Origin of the sequence: Citrobacter sp. wls718 (genome assembly GCF_005280945.1) — a bacterium.
GTDB classification, from domain to species: Bacteria; Pseudomonadota; Gammaproteobacteria; order Enterobacterales; family Enterobacteriaceae; genus Citrobacter; species Citrobacter gillenii.
This window is the reverse complement of sequence record NZ_SZWV01000005.1, coordinates 45,926-61,019: the sequence shown is the minus strand read 5'-3', so window position 1 is coordinate 61,019 and position 15,094 is coordinate 45,926. Positions and strand designations below refer to the sequence as shown.

17 protein-coding genes are annotated in these 15,094 nt (G+C 53.2%); 11 read left to right on the top strand and 6 right to left on the bottom strand.

Annotated features, from left to right (window positions below; genetic code table 11):
• Positions 1-41: 41 nt before the first annotated feature.
• Together FDW95_RS01130 and acpH are read right to left on the bottom strand one after the other, a co-directional pair.
• Positions 42-644 carry a peroxiredoxin gene (locus FDW95_RS01130; RefSeq protein ID WP_048212444.1) on the bottom strand — a complete coding sequence of 201 codons (603 nt, stop codon included), beginning with the start codon at positions 642-644 and terminating at the stop codon, positions 42-44.
• A 167-nt stretch (positions 645-811) separates the two neighbouring features.
• Complete coding sequence (acpH, locus tag FDW95_RS01125; RefSeq protein ID WP_096758095.1) at positions 812-1,393, bottom strand: ACP phosphodiesterase; 582 nt, start codon at positions 1,391-1,393, stop codon at positions 812-814.
• Positions 1,394-1,486: 93 nt separating this feature from the next.
• On the opposite strand from acpH, the gene queA reads away from it, so the two are divergent.
• Genes queA through secF form a run of 5 tightly spaced genes read left to right on the top strand, consistent with a single transcriptional unit; the run spans position 1,487 to position 6,950 of the window.
• The gene (gene queA / locus FDW95_RS01120; protein ID WP_096758094.1) at positions 1,487-2,557 is read left to right on the top strand and encodes a tRNA preQ1(34) S-adenosylmethionine ribosyltransferase-isomerase QueA; all 1,071 of its coding nucleotides are present in this window, start codon (positions 1,487-1,489) and stop codon (positions 2,555-2,557) included.
• Positions 2,558-2,610: 53 nt separating this feature from the next.
• Positions 2,611-3,738, top strand: coding sequence for a tRNA guanosine(34) transglycosylase Tgt (tgt, locus tag FDW95_RS01115; RefSeq protein ID WP_137363385.1), 1,128 nt, complete (start codon positions 2,611-2,613; stop codon positions 3,736-3,738).
• Positions 3,739-3,760: 22 nt separating this feature from the next.
• A complete protein-coding gene (gene yajC, locus FDW95_RS01110) occupies positions 3,761-4,093 on the top strand; it encodes a preprotein translocase subunit YajC (RefSeq protein ID WP_052283894.1) in 333 nt (110 codons plus the stop codon).
• A gap of 27 nt (positions 4,094-4,120) precedes the next feature.
• A complete protein-coding gene (gene secD / locus FDW95_RS01105) occupies positions 4,121-5,968 on the top strand; it encodes a protein translocase subunit SecD (protein WP_096758092.1) in 1,848 nt (615 codons plus the stop codon).
• Between the two features lie 10 nt (positions 5,969-5,978).
• Entirely contained in the window at positions 5,979-6,950 is a 972-nt protein-coding gene (gene secF / locus FDW95_RS01100) for a protein translocase subunit SecF (RefSeq protein ID WP_096758091.1), read from the top strand.
• A gap of 175 nt (positions 6,951-7,125) precedes the next feature.
• On the opposite strand, the gene FDW95_RS01095 is transcribed toward secF, so the two are convergent.
• Both FDW95_RS01095 and FDW95_RS01090 read right to left on the bottom strand, forming a co-directional pair.
• The gene (locus FDW95_RS01095) at positions 7,126-8,004 is read right to left on the bottom strand and encodes a nucleoside-specific channel-forming protein Tsx (protein ID WP_115259246.1); all 879 of its coding nucleotides are present in this window, start codon (positions 8,002-8,004) and stop codon (positions 7,126-7,128) included.
• Positions 8,005-8,302: 298 nt separating this feature from the next.
• The gene (locus FDW95_RS01090) at positions 8,303-8,842 is read right to left on the bottom strand and encodes a DUF3251 domain-containing protein (protein ID WP_115259245.1); all 540 of its coding nucleotides are present in this window, start codon (positions 8,840-8,842) and stop codon (positions 8,303-8,305) included.
• Between the two features lie 154 nt (positions 8,843-8,996).
• On the opposite strand from FDW95_RS01090, the gene nrdR reads away from it, so the two are divergent.
• The 6 genes from nrdR to pgpA all read left to right on the top strand — a co-directional run bounded on the left by nrdR (position 8,997) and on the right by pgpA (position 13,099).
• A complete protein-coding gene (nrdR, locus tag FDW95_RS01085; protein ID WP_096758088.1) occupies positions 8,997-9,446 on the top strand; it encodes a transcriptional regulator NrdR in 450 nt (149 codons plus the stop codon).
• A 3-nt stretch (positions 9,447-9,449) separates the two neighbouring features.
• Positions 9,450-10,553, top strand: a complete 1,104-nt coding sequence (ribD, locus tag FDW95_RS01080) for a bifunctional diaminohydroxyphosphoribosylaminopyrimidine deaminase/5-amino-6-(5-phosphoribosylamino)uracil reductase RibD (protein ID WP_096758087.1) — start codon at positions 9,450-9,452, stop codon at positions 10,551-10,553.
• A gap of 86 nt (positions 10,554-10,639) precedes the next feature.
• Positions 10,640-11,110, top strand: a complete 471-nt coding sequence (ribE, locus tag FDW95_RS01075) for a 6,7-dimethyl-8-ribityllumazine synthase (RefSeq protein WP_003021575.1) — start codon at positions 10,640-10,642, stop codon at positions 11,108-11,110.
• A 19-nt stretch (positions 11,111-11,129) separates the two neighbouring features.
• On the top strand, positions 11,130-11,549 hold the full coding sequence (nusB, locus tag FDW95_RS01070) for a transcription antitermination factor NusB (RefSeq protein WP_096758086.1): 420 nt from the start codon (positions 11,130-11,132) through the stop codon (positions 11,547-11,549).
• A gap of 76 nt (positions 11,550-11,625) precedes the next feature.
• Positions 11,626-12,603 carry a thiamine-phosphate kinase gene (gene thiL / locus FDW95_RS01065; RefSeq protein WP_096758085.1) on the top strand — a complete coding sequence of 326 codons (978 nt, stop codon included), beginning with the start codon at positions 11,626-11,628 and terminating at the stop codon, positions 12,601-12,603.
• Positions 12,581-13,099: a phosphatidylglycerophosphatase A gene (pgpA, locus tag FDW95_RS01060; protein ID WP_096758084.1), complete on the top strand. Its 519-nt coding sequence runs from the start codon at positions 12,581-12,583 to the stop codon at positions 13,097-13,099. The genes thiL and pgpA overlap by 23 nt, the downstream gene beginning before the upstream one ends.
• A gap of 58 nt (positions 13,100-13,157) precedes the next feature.
• Here the strand turns inward: pgpA and FDW95_RS01055 are convergent, their stop codons facing one another.
• Positions 13,158-14,132, bottom strand: coding sequence for an aldo/keto reductase (locus FDW95_RS01055; protein ID WP_115259242.1), 975 nt, complete (start codon positions 14,130-14,132; stop codon positions 13,158-13,160).
• A 55-nt stretch (positions 14,133-14,187) separates the two neighbouring features.
• The coding region (dxs, locus tag FDW95_RS23365; protein WP_249358853.1) for a 1-deoxy-D-xylulose-5-phosphate synthase at positions 14,188-15,094 on the bottom strand (907 nt) is incomplete at its 5' end.

Here is a 15,094-nt window from a genome sequence, read left to right as displayed (position 1 = left end):
AAAAAGGCCCGCATTTGCGGGCCTTGTTCAATTCATGCCAATTACAGGCTGGAGACGTTTTCGGTCAGGTATTTTGCCACGCCGTCCGGAGACGCGTTCATACCTTCTTTACCTTTTTCCCACTGTGCAGGGCAAACGTCACCGTGCTCTTCGTGGAACTGCAGCGCGTCAACCATACGCAGCATTTCGTCGATGTTACGACCCAGCGGCAGATCGTTAACCACCTGGTGGCGAACAACGCCGTTCGCGTCGATCAGGAAAGAACCGCGCAGAGCAACGCCCGCTTCCGGGTGCTCGATGCCGTAAGCTTTCTGGATTTCGCGCTTGATGTCAGCAACCATTGCGTATTTCACTGCACCGATGCCGCCTTTGTCGACAGGGGTATTACGCCATGCGTTATGGACAAATTCAGAGTCAAAAGAAACGCCAACCACTTCAACGCCGCGCTTCTGGAATTCTTCGTAACGTTTGTCGAACGCGATCAGTTCAGACGGGCAAACGAAGGTGAAGTCCATCGGCCAGAAGAACAGAACGGTGGTTTTACCGTTGGTATGCTGTTTGAAGTTGAAATTATCAACAATCTCACCGCTACCCAGTACCGCAGCTGCTGTGAAATCCGGAGCCTGACGAGTTACCAGTACCATATAATTCTCCTGCAAAGTTAAGGGTTTTTTGGAACGCAACGCGGGCCAGTATAGAGAGTGTTCGGGAATAAGACAAAGAGGCGCTGACAATCAATGAGACAGGTTTTGGCTATCAATGTTTTGCCGGATGGTGGCGTCACCTTATCCGGCCCAGTGCTGTCGGGCGATCAAAGTGCTTTACGGCGGGCCTGTTCCATCATCTGCGGATAAAAACGCCAGAAGCGTTCTTCCAGTGCGTCGTAATGTCTGTCCAAGTCATACCACGAGTCGCGCAGGGCATCGAGACGCGGGCGGCGGCTGGCCATGCCATTGAGCACATCCTGGATAAAATCCATATCCTGATAGCGCTCCAGCCATTTCTCTGACCACATGTAATTGTTCAGATTGACAAAGCGCGGCGGCGATTCAGGCAAGATTGTGGCAACCTGAGTATGGGCGTAGCGGACAAAGGCTGCTAATGGGAAGTCGGGCGAGATTTCTGCCCAGTGGCGCGATAAAAAGTGATCCCACATCACGTCGAGCGTAATCGGCGCGACGCGGCGCGTTTCGCTGCGAAACCACTCTTTAGCTTCACGGACTTCCGGCAGGTTGTCGGTCATGACGTCGATTCGACGATGCATGAAAATGCCGTCCACCACCTCAGGCGCAAAACTGGATGCCGGGTTTCCGCGAACAAAATCCGCCAGCAGGTTGCCGGAGAGTGAACTGTCGGCTAAATGCGCCAGATGTAAATGTGCAAGAAAATTCATTATCGATTATCTGTCCAAAAGCGGGGTAAAGGTTGCAGGGAAAGCGCCCCGGCACTAGACTACCCGCCTCTTATTTTAGTCTGAGTCAGTGTCATGCGCGTTACCGATTTCACCTTTGAACTTCCTGAATCCCTGATTGCCCACTATCCGCAAGCAGAGCGCAGTAGCTGCCGTTTGCTGTCGCTGGATGGGCCAACGGGCGCGCTGACGCACGGTACTTTCACCGATTTGCTCGACAAGCTCAACCCCGGAGATCTTCTGGTCTTTAACAATACCCGCGTGATCCCGGCCCGCCTGTTTGGGCGTAAAGCCAGCGGCGGCAAGATTGAAGTGCTGGTTGAGCGCATGCTCGATGACAAACGTATTCTGGCTCATATTCGCGCATCCAAAGCGCCGAAGCCGGGTGCTGAGCTGTTGCTGGGCGATGATGAAAGCATTAAAGCGACGATGGTTGCGCGCCATGATGCGCTGTTTGAAGTGGCGTTTGACGACGAACGCAGCGTACTGGATATCCTCAACGCCATCGGCCATATGCCGCTGCCGCCGTATATCGACCGCCCGGATGAAGACGCCGACCGTGAACTGTACCAGACCGTATACAGCGAAAAACCTGGCGCCGTGGCGGCACCGACAGCGGGTCTGCACTTTGACGATCCGTTACTGGCAAAACTGCGTGAAAAGGGCATTGAGATGGCGTTTGTGACGCTGCACGTTGGGGCGGGGACGTTCCAGCCGGTGCGCGTAGACACCATTGAAGATCACATCATGCATTCCGAATATGCGGAAGTTCCGCAGGACGTGGTCGACGCGGTACTGGCGGCGAAAGCGCGCGGTAATCGCGTGATCGCGGTAGGGACGACCTCAGTTCGTTCGCTGGAAAGCGCGGCTCAGGCGGCGAAAAATGATCTGATTGAACCGTTCTTCGGGGATACGCAAATCTTTATCTACCCGGGCTATCAGTACAACGTCATCGATGCGCTGGTAACCAACTTCCATCTCCCTGAATCGACATTGATTATGTTGGTTTCGGCGTTTGCAGGTTATAAAAACACCATGAACGCCTATCATGAAGCGGTTAAAGCGGAATATCGCTTTTTTAGTTACGGTGATGCGATGTTTATCACGTACAATCCGCAGGCTATTTCTGAGCGTGTCGGGGAGTAAGTTCCCGGCATGAGTATTTTACGTCGGACTGTTTTTCTGACGCAGGAGTTAAGATGAAATTTGAACTGGATACCACAGACGGTCGCGCTCGCCGCGGACGCCTTGTTTTTGATCGTGGCGTAGTGGAAACGCCTGCTTTTATGCCTGTCGGTACCTACGGTACGGTGAAAGGTATGACGCCGGAAGAAGTTGAAGCGACCGGCGCACAAATTATTCTCGGCAACACGTTCCACCTGTGGCTGCGCCCTGGGCAGGAAATCATGAAGCTGCATGGCGATTTGCATGACTTCATGCAGTGGAAAGGACCGATCCTCACCGATTCCGGCGGTTTCCAGGTATTCAGCCTGGGCGATATCCGTAAGATTACCGAGCAGGGTGTACATTTCCGCAACCCGATCAACGGCGATCCGATTTTCCTCGATCCTGAGAAATCGATGGAGATTCAATACGATCTCGGTTCCGATATCGTGATGATTTTCGACGAATGTACACCGTACCCGGCTGACTGGGACTATGCTAAACGCTCGATGGAGATGTCATTGCGTTGGGCACAGCGTAGCCGTGACCGTTTTGATAGCCTCGGCAACAAAAATGCGCTTTTTGGCATCATTCAGGGCAGCGTTTACGAAGATTTACGTGATATCTCTGTTAAAGGTCTGGTAGATATAGGCTTTGATGGCTACGCTGTCGGCGGTTTGGCTGTGGGTGAACCGAAAGAAGACATGCACCGTATTCTGGAACATGTTTGCCCACAAATTCCGGCAGATAAACCTCGTTACTTGATGGGCGTCGGCAAACCAGAAGATCTGGTTGAAGGCGTGCGTCGTGGTATCGATATGTTTGACTGTGTGATGCCAACGCGAAATGCCCGTAATGGCCATTTGTTTGTGACTGACGGCGTGGTAAAAATTCGTAACGCGAAACATAAAAGCGACACCAGTCCACTCGACGCTGAGTGCGATTGTTACACCTGTCGCAATTATTCACGCGCTTACTTGCATCATCTTGACCGTTGCAACGAAATATTGGGCGCGCGACTCAATATCATTCATAACCTTCGCTACTACCAGCGCTTGATGGCGGGTTTACGCAAGGCTATTGAAGAGGGTAAATTAGAGAGCTTCGTAACCGATTTTTACCAACGTCAGGGTCGACCTGTTCCACCTGTGAACGTTGATTAATTTTAATAATGAGGGAATTTGAATGAGCTTTTTTATTTCTGATGCGGTAGCGGCAACAGGTGCTCCGGCGCAGGGCAGCCCGATGTCTCTGATTCTGATGCTGGTGGTGTTTGGTCTGATTTTCTACTTCATGATCCTGCGTCCACAGCAAAAGCGTACCAAAGAGCATAAAAATCTGATGAGCTCCATTGCCAAAGGTGATGAAGTCCTGACGAACGGTGGCCTGGTCGGTCGTGTGACCAAAGTAGCGGAAACTGGCTACATCTCTATCGCACTGAACGACACCACTGAAGTGGTTATCAAACGTGACTTCGTAGCTGCCGTTCTGCCGAAAGGCACCATGAAGGCGCTGTAATATTCCGTTTTCCCAAAGGGAACTGCCGTGTTAAACCGTTATCCTTTGTGGAAGTACATCATGCTGGTCGTCGTGATTATCGTCGGCCTGCTTTACGCACTTCCCAACCTGTATGGTGAGGATCCGGCTGTTCAAATCACTGGCGTGCGCGGTGCCGCCGCCAGTGAGCAAACGCTGATCCAGGTCCAGAAAACGTTACAAGAAGAAAAAATCACACCTAAGTCTGTGGCTCTGGAAGAGGGCGCTATTCTTGCGCGCTTCGACTCCACCGATACCCAATTGCGCGCACGTGAAGTGCTGCTGGGCGTGCTGGGTGATCAATACGTCGTGGCGCTTAACCTTGCTCCGGCAACCCCTCGCTGGCTGGCTGCTATTCACGCGGAACCGATGAAACTCGGTCTTGATCTGCGTGGTGGCGTTCACTTCCTGATGGAAGTGGATATGGACACCGCGCTGGGTAAACTGCAGGAACAAAATATCGATAGCCTGCGCAGCGATCTGCGTGAAAAAGGCATTCCTTATACTACCGTTCGTAAAGAAGATAACTACGGTCTGAGCATCACCTTCCGTGATGGCAAGGCGCGTGACGACGCGATCTCTTATCTGAGCAAGCGTCATCAGGATCTGGTTATTTCCAGCCAGGGCAGCAATGCGCTGCGTGCAGTGATGACCGATGCACGTTTGAGTGAAGCCCGTGAGTACGCGGTACAGCAGAACATCAATATTCTGCGTAATCGTGTTAACCAGCTGGGTGTCGCTGAGCCGGTTGTTCAACGCCAGGGCGCCGACCGCATCGTGGTCGAACTGCCGGGTATTCAGGACACCGCGCGTGCGAAAGAGATTCTGGGCGCAACGGCGACGCTGGAGTTCCGTCTGGTAAACACCAACGTGGACCAGTCTGCGGCGGCATCCGGGCGCGTACCGGGTGACTCGGAAGTGAAACAGTCTCGTGAAGGACAGCCGGTTGTGCTGTATAAACGCGTGATCCTGACCGGTGACCATATCACCGATTCCACTTCCAGCCAGGACGAATACAATCAGCCGCAGGTTAACATCTCGCTGGATAGCGCGGGTGGTAACATCATGTCTAACTTCACCAAGGATAACATCGGTAAGCCGATGGCGACCCTGTTCGTGGAGTACAAAGACAGCGGTAAAAAAGATGCGAATGGCCGTTCAGTGCTGGTGAAACAGGAAGAGGTGATTAACATCGCCAACATCCAGTCTCGCTTGGGCAACAGCTTCCGTATCACCGGTATCAACAACCCGAATGAAGCGCGTCAGCTTTCACTGCTGCTACGTGCCGGTGCGTTGATTGCGCCGATTCAGATTGTTGAAGAACGCACCATCGGCCCGACTCTGGGTATGCAGAACATCAAGCAGGGTCTGGAAGCGTGTCTGGCTGGTCTGGCTGTTTCTATTCTGTTTATGATCTTCTTCTACAAGAAGTTTGGTTTGATTGCGACCAGCGCGCTGATTGCGAACCTGGTACTGATTGTCGGTATCATGTCGCTGCTGCCGGGCGCTACGCTAAGTATGCCGGGTATCGCGGGGATCGTCTTAACCCTTGCCGTAGCGGTCGATGCGAACGTACTGATCAACGAACGTATCAAAGAAGAGTTGAGTAACGGACGTTCGATTCAGCAGGCGATCAACGAAGGTTATGCTGGCGCATTCAGTTCCATCTTCGATGCGAACATCACGACGCTGATTAAAGTTCTGATCCTGTATGCAGTCGGTACCGGGGCAATTAAAGGGTTCGCGATTACTACCGGTATTGGTGTGGCGACGTCGATGTTTACCGCGATCGTCGGGACACGTGCCATCGTAAACCTGTTGTATGGCGGCAAGCGCGTCAAAAAGCTGTCAATCTGAGGAGTGCGAAGTGGCACAGGAATATACTGTTGAACAATTGAACCACGGCCGTAAAGTCATCGACTTTATGCGCTGGGACTACTGGGCTTTCGGCATCTCTGGTTTCCTGCTGATTGCGGCCATCGTAGTGATGGGCGTACGTGGCTTTAACTGGGGGCTCGATTTCACCGGTGGTACGGTAATTGAAATCACGCTGGAAAAACCGGCGGAAATGGACGTGATGCGCGATGCGCTGGAGAAAGCGGGCTTCGTCGAGCCGCTGCTGCAGAACTTCGGTAGCAGCCACGACATTATGGTACGTATGCCGCCAACCGAAGGTGAAAATGGTGGGCAAGTGCTGGGTAGCAAGGTGCTGAGCGTCATTAACGAAGCCACCAACCAGCATGCAGCGGTGAAGCGTATCGAATTCGTCGGGCCTAGCGTCGGTGCCGATCTGGCACAAAACGGTGCGATGGCGCTGATCGTGGCGCTGATCTCCATCCTCGTGTACGTCGGTTTCCGCTTTGAGTGGCGACTGGCGGCGGGCGTGGTTATCTCGCTGGCGCACGACGTGATCATCACGCTTGGGATCCTGTCGTTGTTCCATATCGAGATTGACCTGACTATCGTCGCATCGTTGATGTCGGTTATCGGTTACTCGCTAAACGACAGCATCGTGGTTTCTGACCGTATTCGTGAGAACTTCCGCAAAATCCGTCGCGGGACGCCTTATGAAATCTTTAACGTGTCGTTGACCCAAACGCTGCACCGTACGTTGATTACCTCCGGTACAACGTTAGTGGTTATTCTGATGCTGTACCTCTTTGGTGGTCCGGTACTGGAAGGCTTCTCGCTGACTATGCTTATCGGTGTGTCCATCGGTACCGCGTCGTCTATCTACGTGGCATCGGCACTGGCGCTGAAGCTGGGTATGAAGCGTGAGCACATGCTGCAGCAGAAAGTTGAGAAAGAAGGGGCGGATCAGCCGTCTATTCTGCCTTAACCGACGCAGGGCGTTACATTAGAATCCCGATCGCAAGGTCGGGATTTTTTTTGCCTGAAGAAAGCCTACAAATTGTCTATGGGCTTTCTTTAGACAAAAAAACCAGCAATTAAGCTGGCTTTTGTATACCTGGGCCGGATAAGCATAGCGCCATCCGGCGACAACCAACCTCAATTTAGAAGTTGTAACCTACAACAAAGTAACCACCCCAACCGGTAGAACGAACGTTTTCGTTCATAAAGACCACGTCCGCGTTATCTTTCCACTGGCCGCCGTTGTGCCAGTAACGGGCAACAACAGAATAGTGCCAATGATCGTAGTTCAGCGCCAGAATGTGGCTGGAGGCGATCGAATCGTTGGTACGTGCTTTCTTGCCATTTACATCGGTGAAGTCTTTGTCACCGAGATCGGAGCCCCAGTCAAAGTTGGTGAAGCCGATATAGCTCAGGTTACCGCCCCACAGTTCGGTAATCGGGACAAAGTATTTCACTTTGAAACGGTAGCCATCCCATTCGTTTTCGTTCGCGGCACCGTAGTTCTGCCACTGGTACTTGGCGTACACGTTCATGGACAGGCTCATCGGCAGGCCGGTGTCGATATCAGTACCCAGACCCATATACCAGGTGCTCTGGCGACCATCTTTGTTACGACCCATATCGTAGATATAGTTGTTCGCGAAATACCACTCTTTGAACGGACCAAAGCTCAGATCGGCACCGGTCAATTTGTCGATGGAGAAACGTGGTTCGATTTCCATAAACAGCGGGGAGCCGTGGTTCCAGATACCCTTCGCATCGGTGTTACCACCGAAGAATACCGGCGCATCCATGTAACCATAGAAGTCAAACCAGTCTTTTTTAGCGAAAGCTTCATATTCCAGGTAGGTATCGTTACGGATCTGCGGTCCGAAACGGGTGTGGTAGCTGCCGACAACGTTAACGCTCTGGTGCCACCAGTCGGACAGGTATTCCGGTTTGTTGTTTTCTGCTGCATTAGCAGTGAAAGACGAGGAGAGCGCCAGCACTGCACCGGCTGCAAGTAATGTTTTTTTCATATGTATGCCACTGTTTGAAATCCCTTTCGGGAGTGAAAAAGGCGCAATTTGCGTTTCTAAATATTTCGTAATTCTTCGGAGCCTATTATAAAAATCATTGTTCACAAAAATATGTCTTGTTTCACAGTTCTATCATTTACGTAATCGATTGCGTTCACGTTTGCGTACTTTAGGCGGCGAATTGTACTGACTCCCATGAATGTTGCCAAGTTTTACTAAAAATATCGGTGATGTCAGCGGAGTAACAAAATGACGGGGATGGGTGTTGCGGAACGCACAAAACGCTCCGCAAAAAAGTTTATTGGGTCACAGGCTGGATGTCATGGATGCGTACAAAGCCGAGTTGGTCAAGTGACAGGCCATTGAGCTGCAGCGGAATGTCTACGTCACTGGGGGCAAGAAGGCTTGCCGGAGCGTTGATCAATTCATTCTTAACGTTCACTTCCTGATAGTTGTCCGTGGTGCCCTGGATTTGCCCGTACTCTACGGTGGCGCTAAATGCCGGTAACGGTGTGTTGGATTCTCCCTGAATGCGCAGCGTCAGGCGCGTACCGTCCGCATTCGGTGCAATATTGACCAGTGACATGCGGAGCGTACCAATCTGGCTGTTCAGGCGGGCGGTGGTTTTCGAACCCGGTAATAAATAGACGCCGCGGGTGGATTTCGCATTCAACATATTTTGTTGCGTTATTTTTACCGTTTCCTGATTGAGCTGGGTCATCTCTTTGCTCAAGGTACTTACGCTTTGATGCATCTGTCGTACTTCAGCTTGCTGTGCGCAGGCATTAAGACTAAAGAGGCTTCCCACCAGGAGAATTCTTAGGTAACGTCTTGTCATTATGATTACTTCCTACATTGTCGCGATAGCATAATGGTAGTGTGCTCAGAGCATGAAGGCATCGATCCTTTGTCTCAAAAGCGCTCTGCCTTTGTTGTCGCGCCAGTTCAGGGTAAAATAGATCTCTATGAACCACTGAGGTACAGGACGCCGTATGCATTGCCCATTCTGTTTCGCCGTAGACACTAAGGTAATTGACTCTCGTCTTGTCGGCGAGGGCTCTTCAGTACGCCGCCGTCGGCAGTGTCTGGTCTGTAACGAACGTTTTACCACTTTTGAAGTGGCAGAACTGGTTATGCCACGCGTTGTAAAAAGCAACGACGTGCGCGAGCCTTTTAATGAAGAGAAGCTGCGCAGCGGCATGCTGAGAGCGCTTGAGAAACGGCCGGTCAGCGCAGATGACGTCGAAATGGCGTTAAACCATATAAAATCACAGCTGCGTGGGACGGGCGAGCGCGAGGTGCCGAGTAAAATGATCGGTAATCTGGTGATGGAGCAACTGAAAAAGCTCGATAAAGTGGCCTACATCCGTTTTGCTTCGGTTTACCGGAGCTTTGAAGATATCAAAGAATTTGGCGAAGAGATTGCTCGCCTACAGGATTAAGCCATGCAGGATGAGTTGTACATGGCGCGAGCGCTGAAGCTGGCCGCGCGTGGACGTTTCACGACCCACCCTAATCCCAACGTGGGCTGTGTCATTGTTAAAGACGGGGAAATCGTCGGTGAAGGATATCATCACCGCGCGGGCGAACCCCATGCCGAGGTCCATGCGCTGCGTATGGCCGGTGTTAAAGCGCAGGGGGCAACCGCCTACGTCACGCTCGAACCGTGCAGTCATCACGGGCGTACGCCGCCGTGCTGCGATGCGCTGATTGCTGCGGGCGTGACGCGTGTTGTTGCCGCGATGCAGGATCCTAACCCGCAGGTGGCGGGGCGTGGACTTTACCGCTTGCAGCAGGCCGGTATTGATGTCAGCCACGGCATGATGATGAACGACGTCGAACAGCTGAATAAAGGTTTTCTCAAGCGGATGCGCACCGGATTTCCGTATGTTCAACTTAAGCTCGGCGCATCGCTTGACGGCCGTACGGCGATGGCCAGCGGCGAAAGCCAGTGGATAACCTCACCACAGGCACGTCGCGACGTTCAGCGCCTGCGTGCGCAAAGCCATGCTATTTTAACCAGCAGCGCCACGGTGCTGGCTGACGACCCCCAGCTTACCGTCCGTTGGTCGGAGCTTGATGAATCGACCCAGGCGCTGTATCCGCAGGAAAACCTGCGTCAGCCAATCCGCATTGTTCTCGATCGTCAAAACCAGGTCACACCTGAACATCGTATTGTGCAGCAGCCGGGAGAAACCTGGATTGCGCGCAGCAGCGACGATTCGCGTATCTGGCCGGAGAGTGTTCGCACGCTGAATGTGCCGGAGCATAACGGCAATCTGGATCTGGTGGTGTTGATGATGCAACTGGGCAAGCAGCAAATTAACAGCATTTGGGTTGAGGCTGGCCCAACGCTTGCAGGCGCATTATTGCAGGCCGGGGTGGTGGATGAGCTAATCGTCTATGTTGCGCCTAAACTGTTAGGCAGTGACGCGCGAGGATTATGTGTGCTGCCAGGCCTTGAGAAACTGGCCGATGCCCCCCATTTCAAATTCAACGAGATACGCCATGTAGGTCCGGACGTTTGCCTGCATTTAGTGAGCGCATGATCTCCCGGTTCGAAAGGGAAGCAGCGCACAGATTATTATGATAAAATCCGCCCCCCTGCGGGGTCTAGTGAATCCGAAGGAAGAATATGAACATTATTGAAGCTAACGTTGCTACTCCGGACGCTCGCGTCGCCATCACCATTGCGCGTTTCAACAACTTTATCAATGACAGCCTGCTGGAAGGTGCTATCGACGCCCTGAAGCGTATTGGCCAGGTTAAAGATGAAAACATTACCGTCGTTTGGGTTCCAGGCGCGTATGAGCTGCCGCTGGCAGCTGATGCACTGGCGAAAACCGGTAAATATGACGCGGTGATTGCGCTGGGTACAGTTATCCGTGGCGGTACCGCACACTTCGAATATGTGGCTGGCGGTGCAAGCAATGGCCTGGCGCACGTCGCTCAGGACAGCGGTATTCCGGTAGCCTTCGGTGTTCTGACCACCGAAAGTATTGAACAAGCCATCGAACGTGCTGGCACGAAAGCCGGTAATAAAGGCGCAGAAGCTGCACTGACCGCGCTTGAAATGATTAATGTATTGAAAGCCATTAAGGCCTGATTTTTGTAAGGGGAAATCCGTGAAACCTGCTGCTCGTCGCCGCGCCCGTGAGTGTGCCGTCCAGGCGCTCTACTCCTGGCAGTTGTCCCAGAACGACATCTCTGATGTTGAATACCAGTTCCTGGCGGAACAGGACGTGAAAGATGTCGACGTCCTGTATTTTCGTGAACTGCTGTCCGGGGTGGCGACTAACAGCGCGTACCTGGATGGCCTGATGAAGCCTTACCTGTCTCGTCTGCTGGAAGAGCTGGGTCAGGTAGAGAAAGCCGTACTGCGTATTGCACTGTTTGAACTGTCTAAACGTAGTGATGTGCCGTATAAAGTGGCCATCAACGAAGCGATTGAACTGGCGAAAACCTTCGGTGCCGAAGATAGCCACAAGTTCGTCAACGGCGTACTGGATAAAGCAGCACCTGCGATTCGCCCCAACAAAAAGTGATCGCCAGGCCGGCAGGATGGTGGAATCTATTTCCGCTGTCGCCGGCCTTTTCTTTTTTCCTGCTGAGGCATAACGTATGGCATGTGGCGAATTCTCCCTGATTGCCCGTTATTTTGACCGTGTTAGAAGCTCTCGTCTTGACGTCGAAACCGGCATTGGTGACGATTGTGCACTCCTGAACATCCCTGAAAAACAAACGCTGGCGATCAGCACCGACACGCTGGTGGCAGGCAATCACTTCCTTCCCGATATTGATCCAACGGACCTGGCCTGGAAAGCGCTGGCGGTTAATTTAAGCGATCTGGCGGCGATGGGAGCTGACCCGGCATGGCTGACGCTGGCGCTCACGTTACCTGACGTTGATGAATCCTGGCTCGAAGCCTTCAGTGACAGCCTGTTTGAACTCCTTAATTACTATGATATGCAGCTGATTGGCGGTGATACCACGCGTGGGCCACTGTCGATGACGTTGGGTATCCATGGCTACGTCCCGGTCGGGCGAGCCTTAAAACGCTCGGGTGCGAAGCCGGGTGACTGGATTTACGTTACCGGTACGCCGGGCGACAGCGCTGCCGGTTTGGCTATTCTGCAAAACCGATTGCAGGTAACAGATGCCAAAGACGCGGAGTATCTGCTTAAACGTCACCTGCGTCCCACGCCGAGAATTTTACAGGGGCAGGCCCTGCGCGACCTGGCCAGTGCGGCTATCGATCTTTCCGACGGTCTGATTTCCGATCTCGGACATATCGTTAATGCCAGCGGCTGCGGCGCACGCGTTAATGTCGATGCGTTACCGTATTCCACGGCATTTTCCCAGCACGTTGAGCCGGAGCAGGCGCTGCGCTGGGCGCTCTCAGGTGGTGAAGATTATGAGTTATGCTTTACCGTACCGGAAATAAACCGTGGTGCACTGGACGTCGCGCTGGGGCATCTTGGCGTATCATTTACCTGCATTGGGCAGATGAGTGCGGACGTGGAAGGGATGCACTTTACGCGTGACGGTAAGCCTGTCACGTTTGACTGGAAAGGATATGACCATTTTGCTGCGCCTTAAAAAAGATGTCGCAAAAAGCCGTTTGAGTATGCGTAATCCGTGGCACCTGTTGGCCACCGGATTCGGCAGCGGATTAAGTCCAATTATACCCGGTACCATGGGATCGCTGGCGGCGATCCCATTTTGGTATTTGATGACGTTTCTGCCGTGGCAGCTGTATTCACTGGTCGTCATGCTGGCTATTTGTATCGGTGTCTATCTGTGCCATCAAACGGCGAAAGATATGGGTGTACACGATCACGGCAGTATCGTCTGGGATGAGTTTGTCGGGATGTGGATAACCCTGATGGCTCTGCCGACACTCGACTGGCAGTGGGTCGCCGCCGGATTTGTGATTTTCCGCATTCTGGATATGTGGAAGCCCTGGCCGATCCGCTGGTTCGATCGTAACGTGCATGGCGGTACGGGGATTATGATCGACGATATTGTGGCGGGGATACTTTCCGCAGGGATCCTCTATTTTATCGGGCATCACTGGCCGCTTGGCATTATTTAACCCTTCCCAGGGTTATGTTGTAGGCCCGATAAGCACAGCGCCATCGGGCAATACCAGATTATTTAAATCCCACCACCGGATGCTGTTTGTACGGCATTTCCAGTTCGGCAATCTGTTCCGGTTTTAGCGTTAAATCGACCGCGTTGAGCAACTCATCCAGCTGTTCTTCGCGCGAGGCGCCAATTATGGGCGCAGCGACGCCCGGTTTGCTCAGCAGCCACGCCAGCGCTACCTGCGCGCGCGAAGCGCCGATTTCCTCACTCACCCCGGTTAACCGTTCCGCTATTCTCGCGTCGTTTTCATCACTCTCGCGGTACAGATTTTTTCCGACTTCATCCGACACGACACGCGCGGTCGTTTCTCCCCAGGGGCGCGTCAGACGTCCCCGTGCCAGTGGGCTCCACGGGATCACCGCCACACCTTCCTGGTAGCACAGCGGCAGCATGTCGCGTTCTTCTTCACGATAGATAAGGTTGTAGTGATCCTGCATGCTGACAAACTGTGCCCAGCCGTGTTGTTTCTGCAAGGCCAGCGCCTGCGCAAACTGGGAGGCGTGCATCGAAGAGGCGCCGATATAGCGTGCTTTGCCGGACTTCACCACGTCGTTGAGCGCTTCCAGGGTTTCTTCGATAGGCGTGTTGTAATCCCAGCGGTGAATTTGCAGGATATCGACATAGTCCATGCCAAGGCGAGTCAGGCTGTCGTCGATAGAACGCAGGATTTGCGCCCGGGATAACCCTTCCGCTAAATCATCTACCTGGTGAAATACTTTTGTGGCGACCACCACCTCGTCGCGGTGGGCGAAGTCACGCAGGGCGCGACCGACAATTTCTTCGCTGCTGCCAGCGGAGTAACTATTGGCAGTATCAAAAAAGTTAATACCGCCTTCAAGAGCATGTTTGATAATTGGGCGACTGCTTTCTTCCGGCAGCGTCCAGGCGTGGTTGCCGCGATTGGGTTCGCCAAACGTCATGCAGCCCAGACAAAGGCGAGAAACCCGAAGGTCAGTTTTTCCTAAGAGGTTGTATTGCATATTCCGCTCCTGCTTAGCGTGTTAATCATTAAGCATAGCAGGAGCGGGGAGGGGATTATGCCAGCCAGGCCTTGATTTTGGCCTCAATGCCGGCGGCATCAAGACCGAGATCGGCGCGCGCTTCGTCCTGTGTCCCCTGTGGGATGAAGAAGTCAGGCAGACCAATGTTAAGCACCGGAACCGGCTTACGATGCGCCATCAGCACTTCGTTTACACCGCTGCCCGCGCCGCCCATAATGGCGTTTTCTTCCAGCGTAACCAGCACCTCGTGACGGGCCGCCATCTCCAGAATCAACGTTTCGTCCAGTGGTTTGACAAAGCGCATATCGACCAACGTGGCGTTCAGCGATTCCGCAACCTGAGCGGCTTCTGGCATCAGGGTGCCGAAGTTAAGGATTGCCACTTTTGTCCCGTGACGCTTCACGATGCCTTTACCAATAGGTAATTTTTCCAGCGGGGTCAGCTCAACACCAACCGCATTACCGCGCGGGTAGCGCACCACGGCCGGGCCGTTAGTGTAGTGATAACCGGTAAACAGCATCTGGCGGCATTCGTTTTCATCGCTCGGGGTCATAATGACCATCTCCGGGATGCAGCGCAGGAAAGAAAGATCGAACGCGCCCTGGTGGGTTTGTCCATCTGCGCCCACGATCCCCGCGCGATCCACGGCGAACAGGACCGGCAGTTTCTGAATGGCGACATCATGCAGCACCTGATCGTAGGCGCGTTGCAGGAAGGTGGAATAAATCGCGACCACCGGCTTATAGCCGCCAATTGCCAGTCCGGCAGCAAAGGTGACCGCGTGCTGCTCGGCAATCGCCACGTCGAAGTAGCGGTCCGGGAATTTACGTGAAAACTCCACCATACCGGAGCCTTCGCGCATGGCCGGGGTAATCGCCATCAGCTTGTTGTCTTTGGCCGCCGTTTCGCACAGCCAGTCGCCGAAGATTTTGGAGTAGCTC

Excerpts from the sequence above, each read along its gene's own strand:
- FDW95_RS01130 (WP_048212444.1), bottom strand. The coding sequence starts at position 644 with ATGGTACTGGTAACTCGTCAGGCTCCGGATTTCACAGCAGCTGCGGTA.
- acpH (WP_096758095.1), bottom strand. The coding sequence starts at position 1,393 with ATGAATTTTCTTGCACATTTACATCTGGCGCATTTAGCCGACAGTTCA.
- queA (WP_096758094.1), top strand. The coding sequence starts at position 1,487 with ATGCGCGTTACCGATTTCACCTTTGAACTTCCTGAATCCCTGATTGCC.
- tgt (WP_137363385.1), top strand. The coding sequence starts at position 2,611 with ATGAAATTTGAACTGGATACCACAGACGGTCGCGCTCGCCGCGGACGC.
- yajC (WP_052283894.1), top strand. The coding sequence starts at position 3,761 with ATGAGCTTTTTTATTTCTGATGCGGTAGCGGCAACAGGTGCTCCGGCG.
- FDW95_RS01095 (WP_115259246.1), bottom strand. The coding sequence starts at position 8,004 with ATGAAAAAAACATTACTTGCAGCCGGTGCAGTGCTGGCGCTCTCCTCG.
- FDW95_RS01090 (WP_115259245.1), bottom strand. The coding sequence starts at position 8,842 with ATGACAAGACGTTACCTAAGAATTCTCCTGGTGGGAAGCCTCTTTAGT.
- nrdR (WP_096758088.1), top strand. The coding sequence starts at position 8,997 with ATGCATTGCCCATTCTGTTTCGCCGTAGACACTAAGGTAATTGACTCT.
- ribD (WP_096758087.1), top strand. The coding sequence starts at position 9,450 with ATGCAGGATGAGTTGTACATGGCGCGAGCGCTGAAGCTGGCCGCGCGT.
- ribE (WP_003021575.1), top strand. The coding sequence starts at position 10,640 with ATGAACATTATTGAAGCTAACGTTGCTACTCCGGACGCTCGCGTCGCC.
- thiL (WP_096758085.1), top strand. The coding sequence starts at position 11,626 with ATGGCATGTGGCGAATTCTCCCTGATTGCCCGTTATTTTGACCGTGTT.
- pgpA (WP_096758084.1), top strand. The coding sequence starts at position 12,581 with ATGACCATTTTGCTGCGCCTTAAAAAAGATGTCGCAAAAAGCCGTTTG.
- FDW95_RS01055 (WP_115259242.1), bottom strand. The coding sequence starts at position 14,132 with ATGCAATACAACCTCTTAGGAAAAACTGACCTTCGGGTTTCTCGCCTT.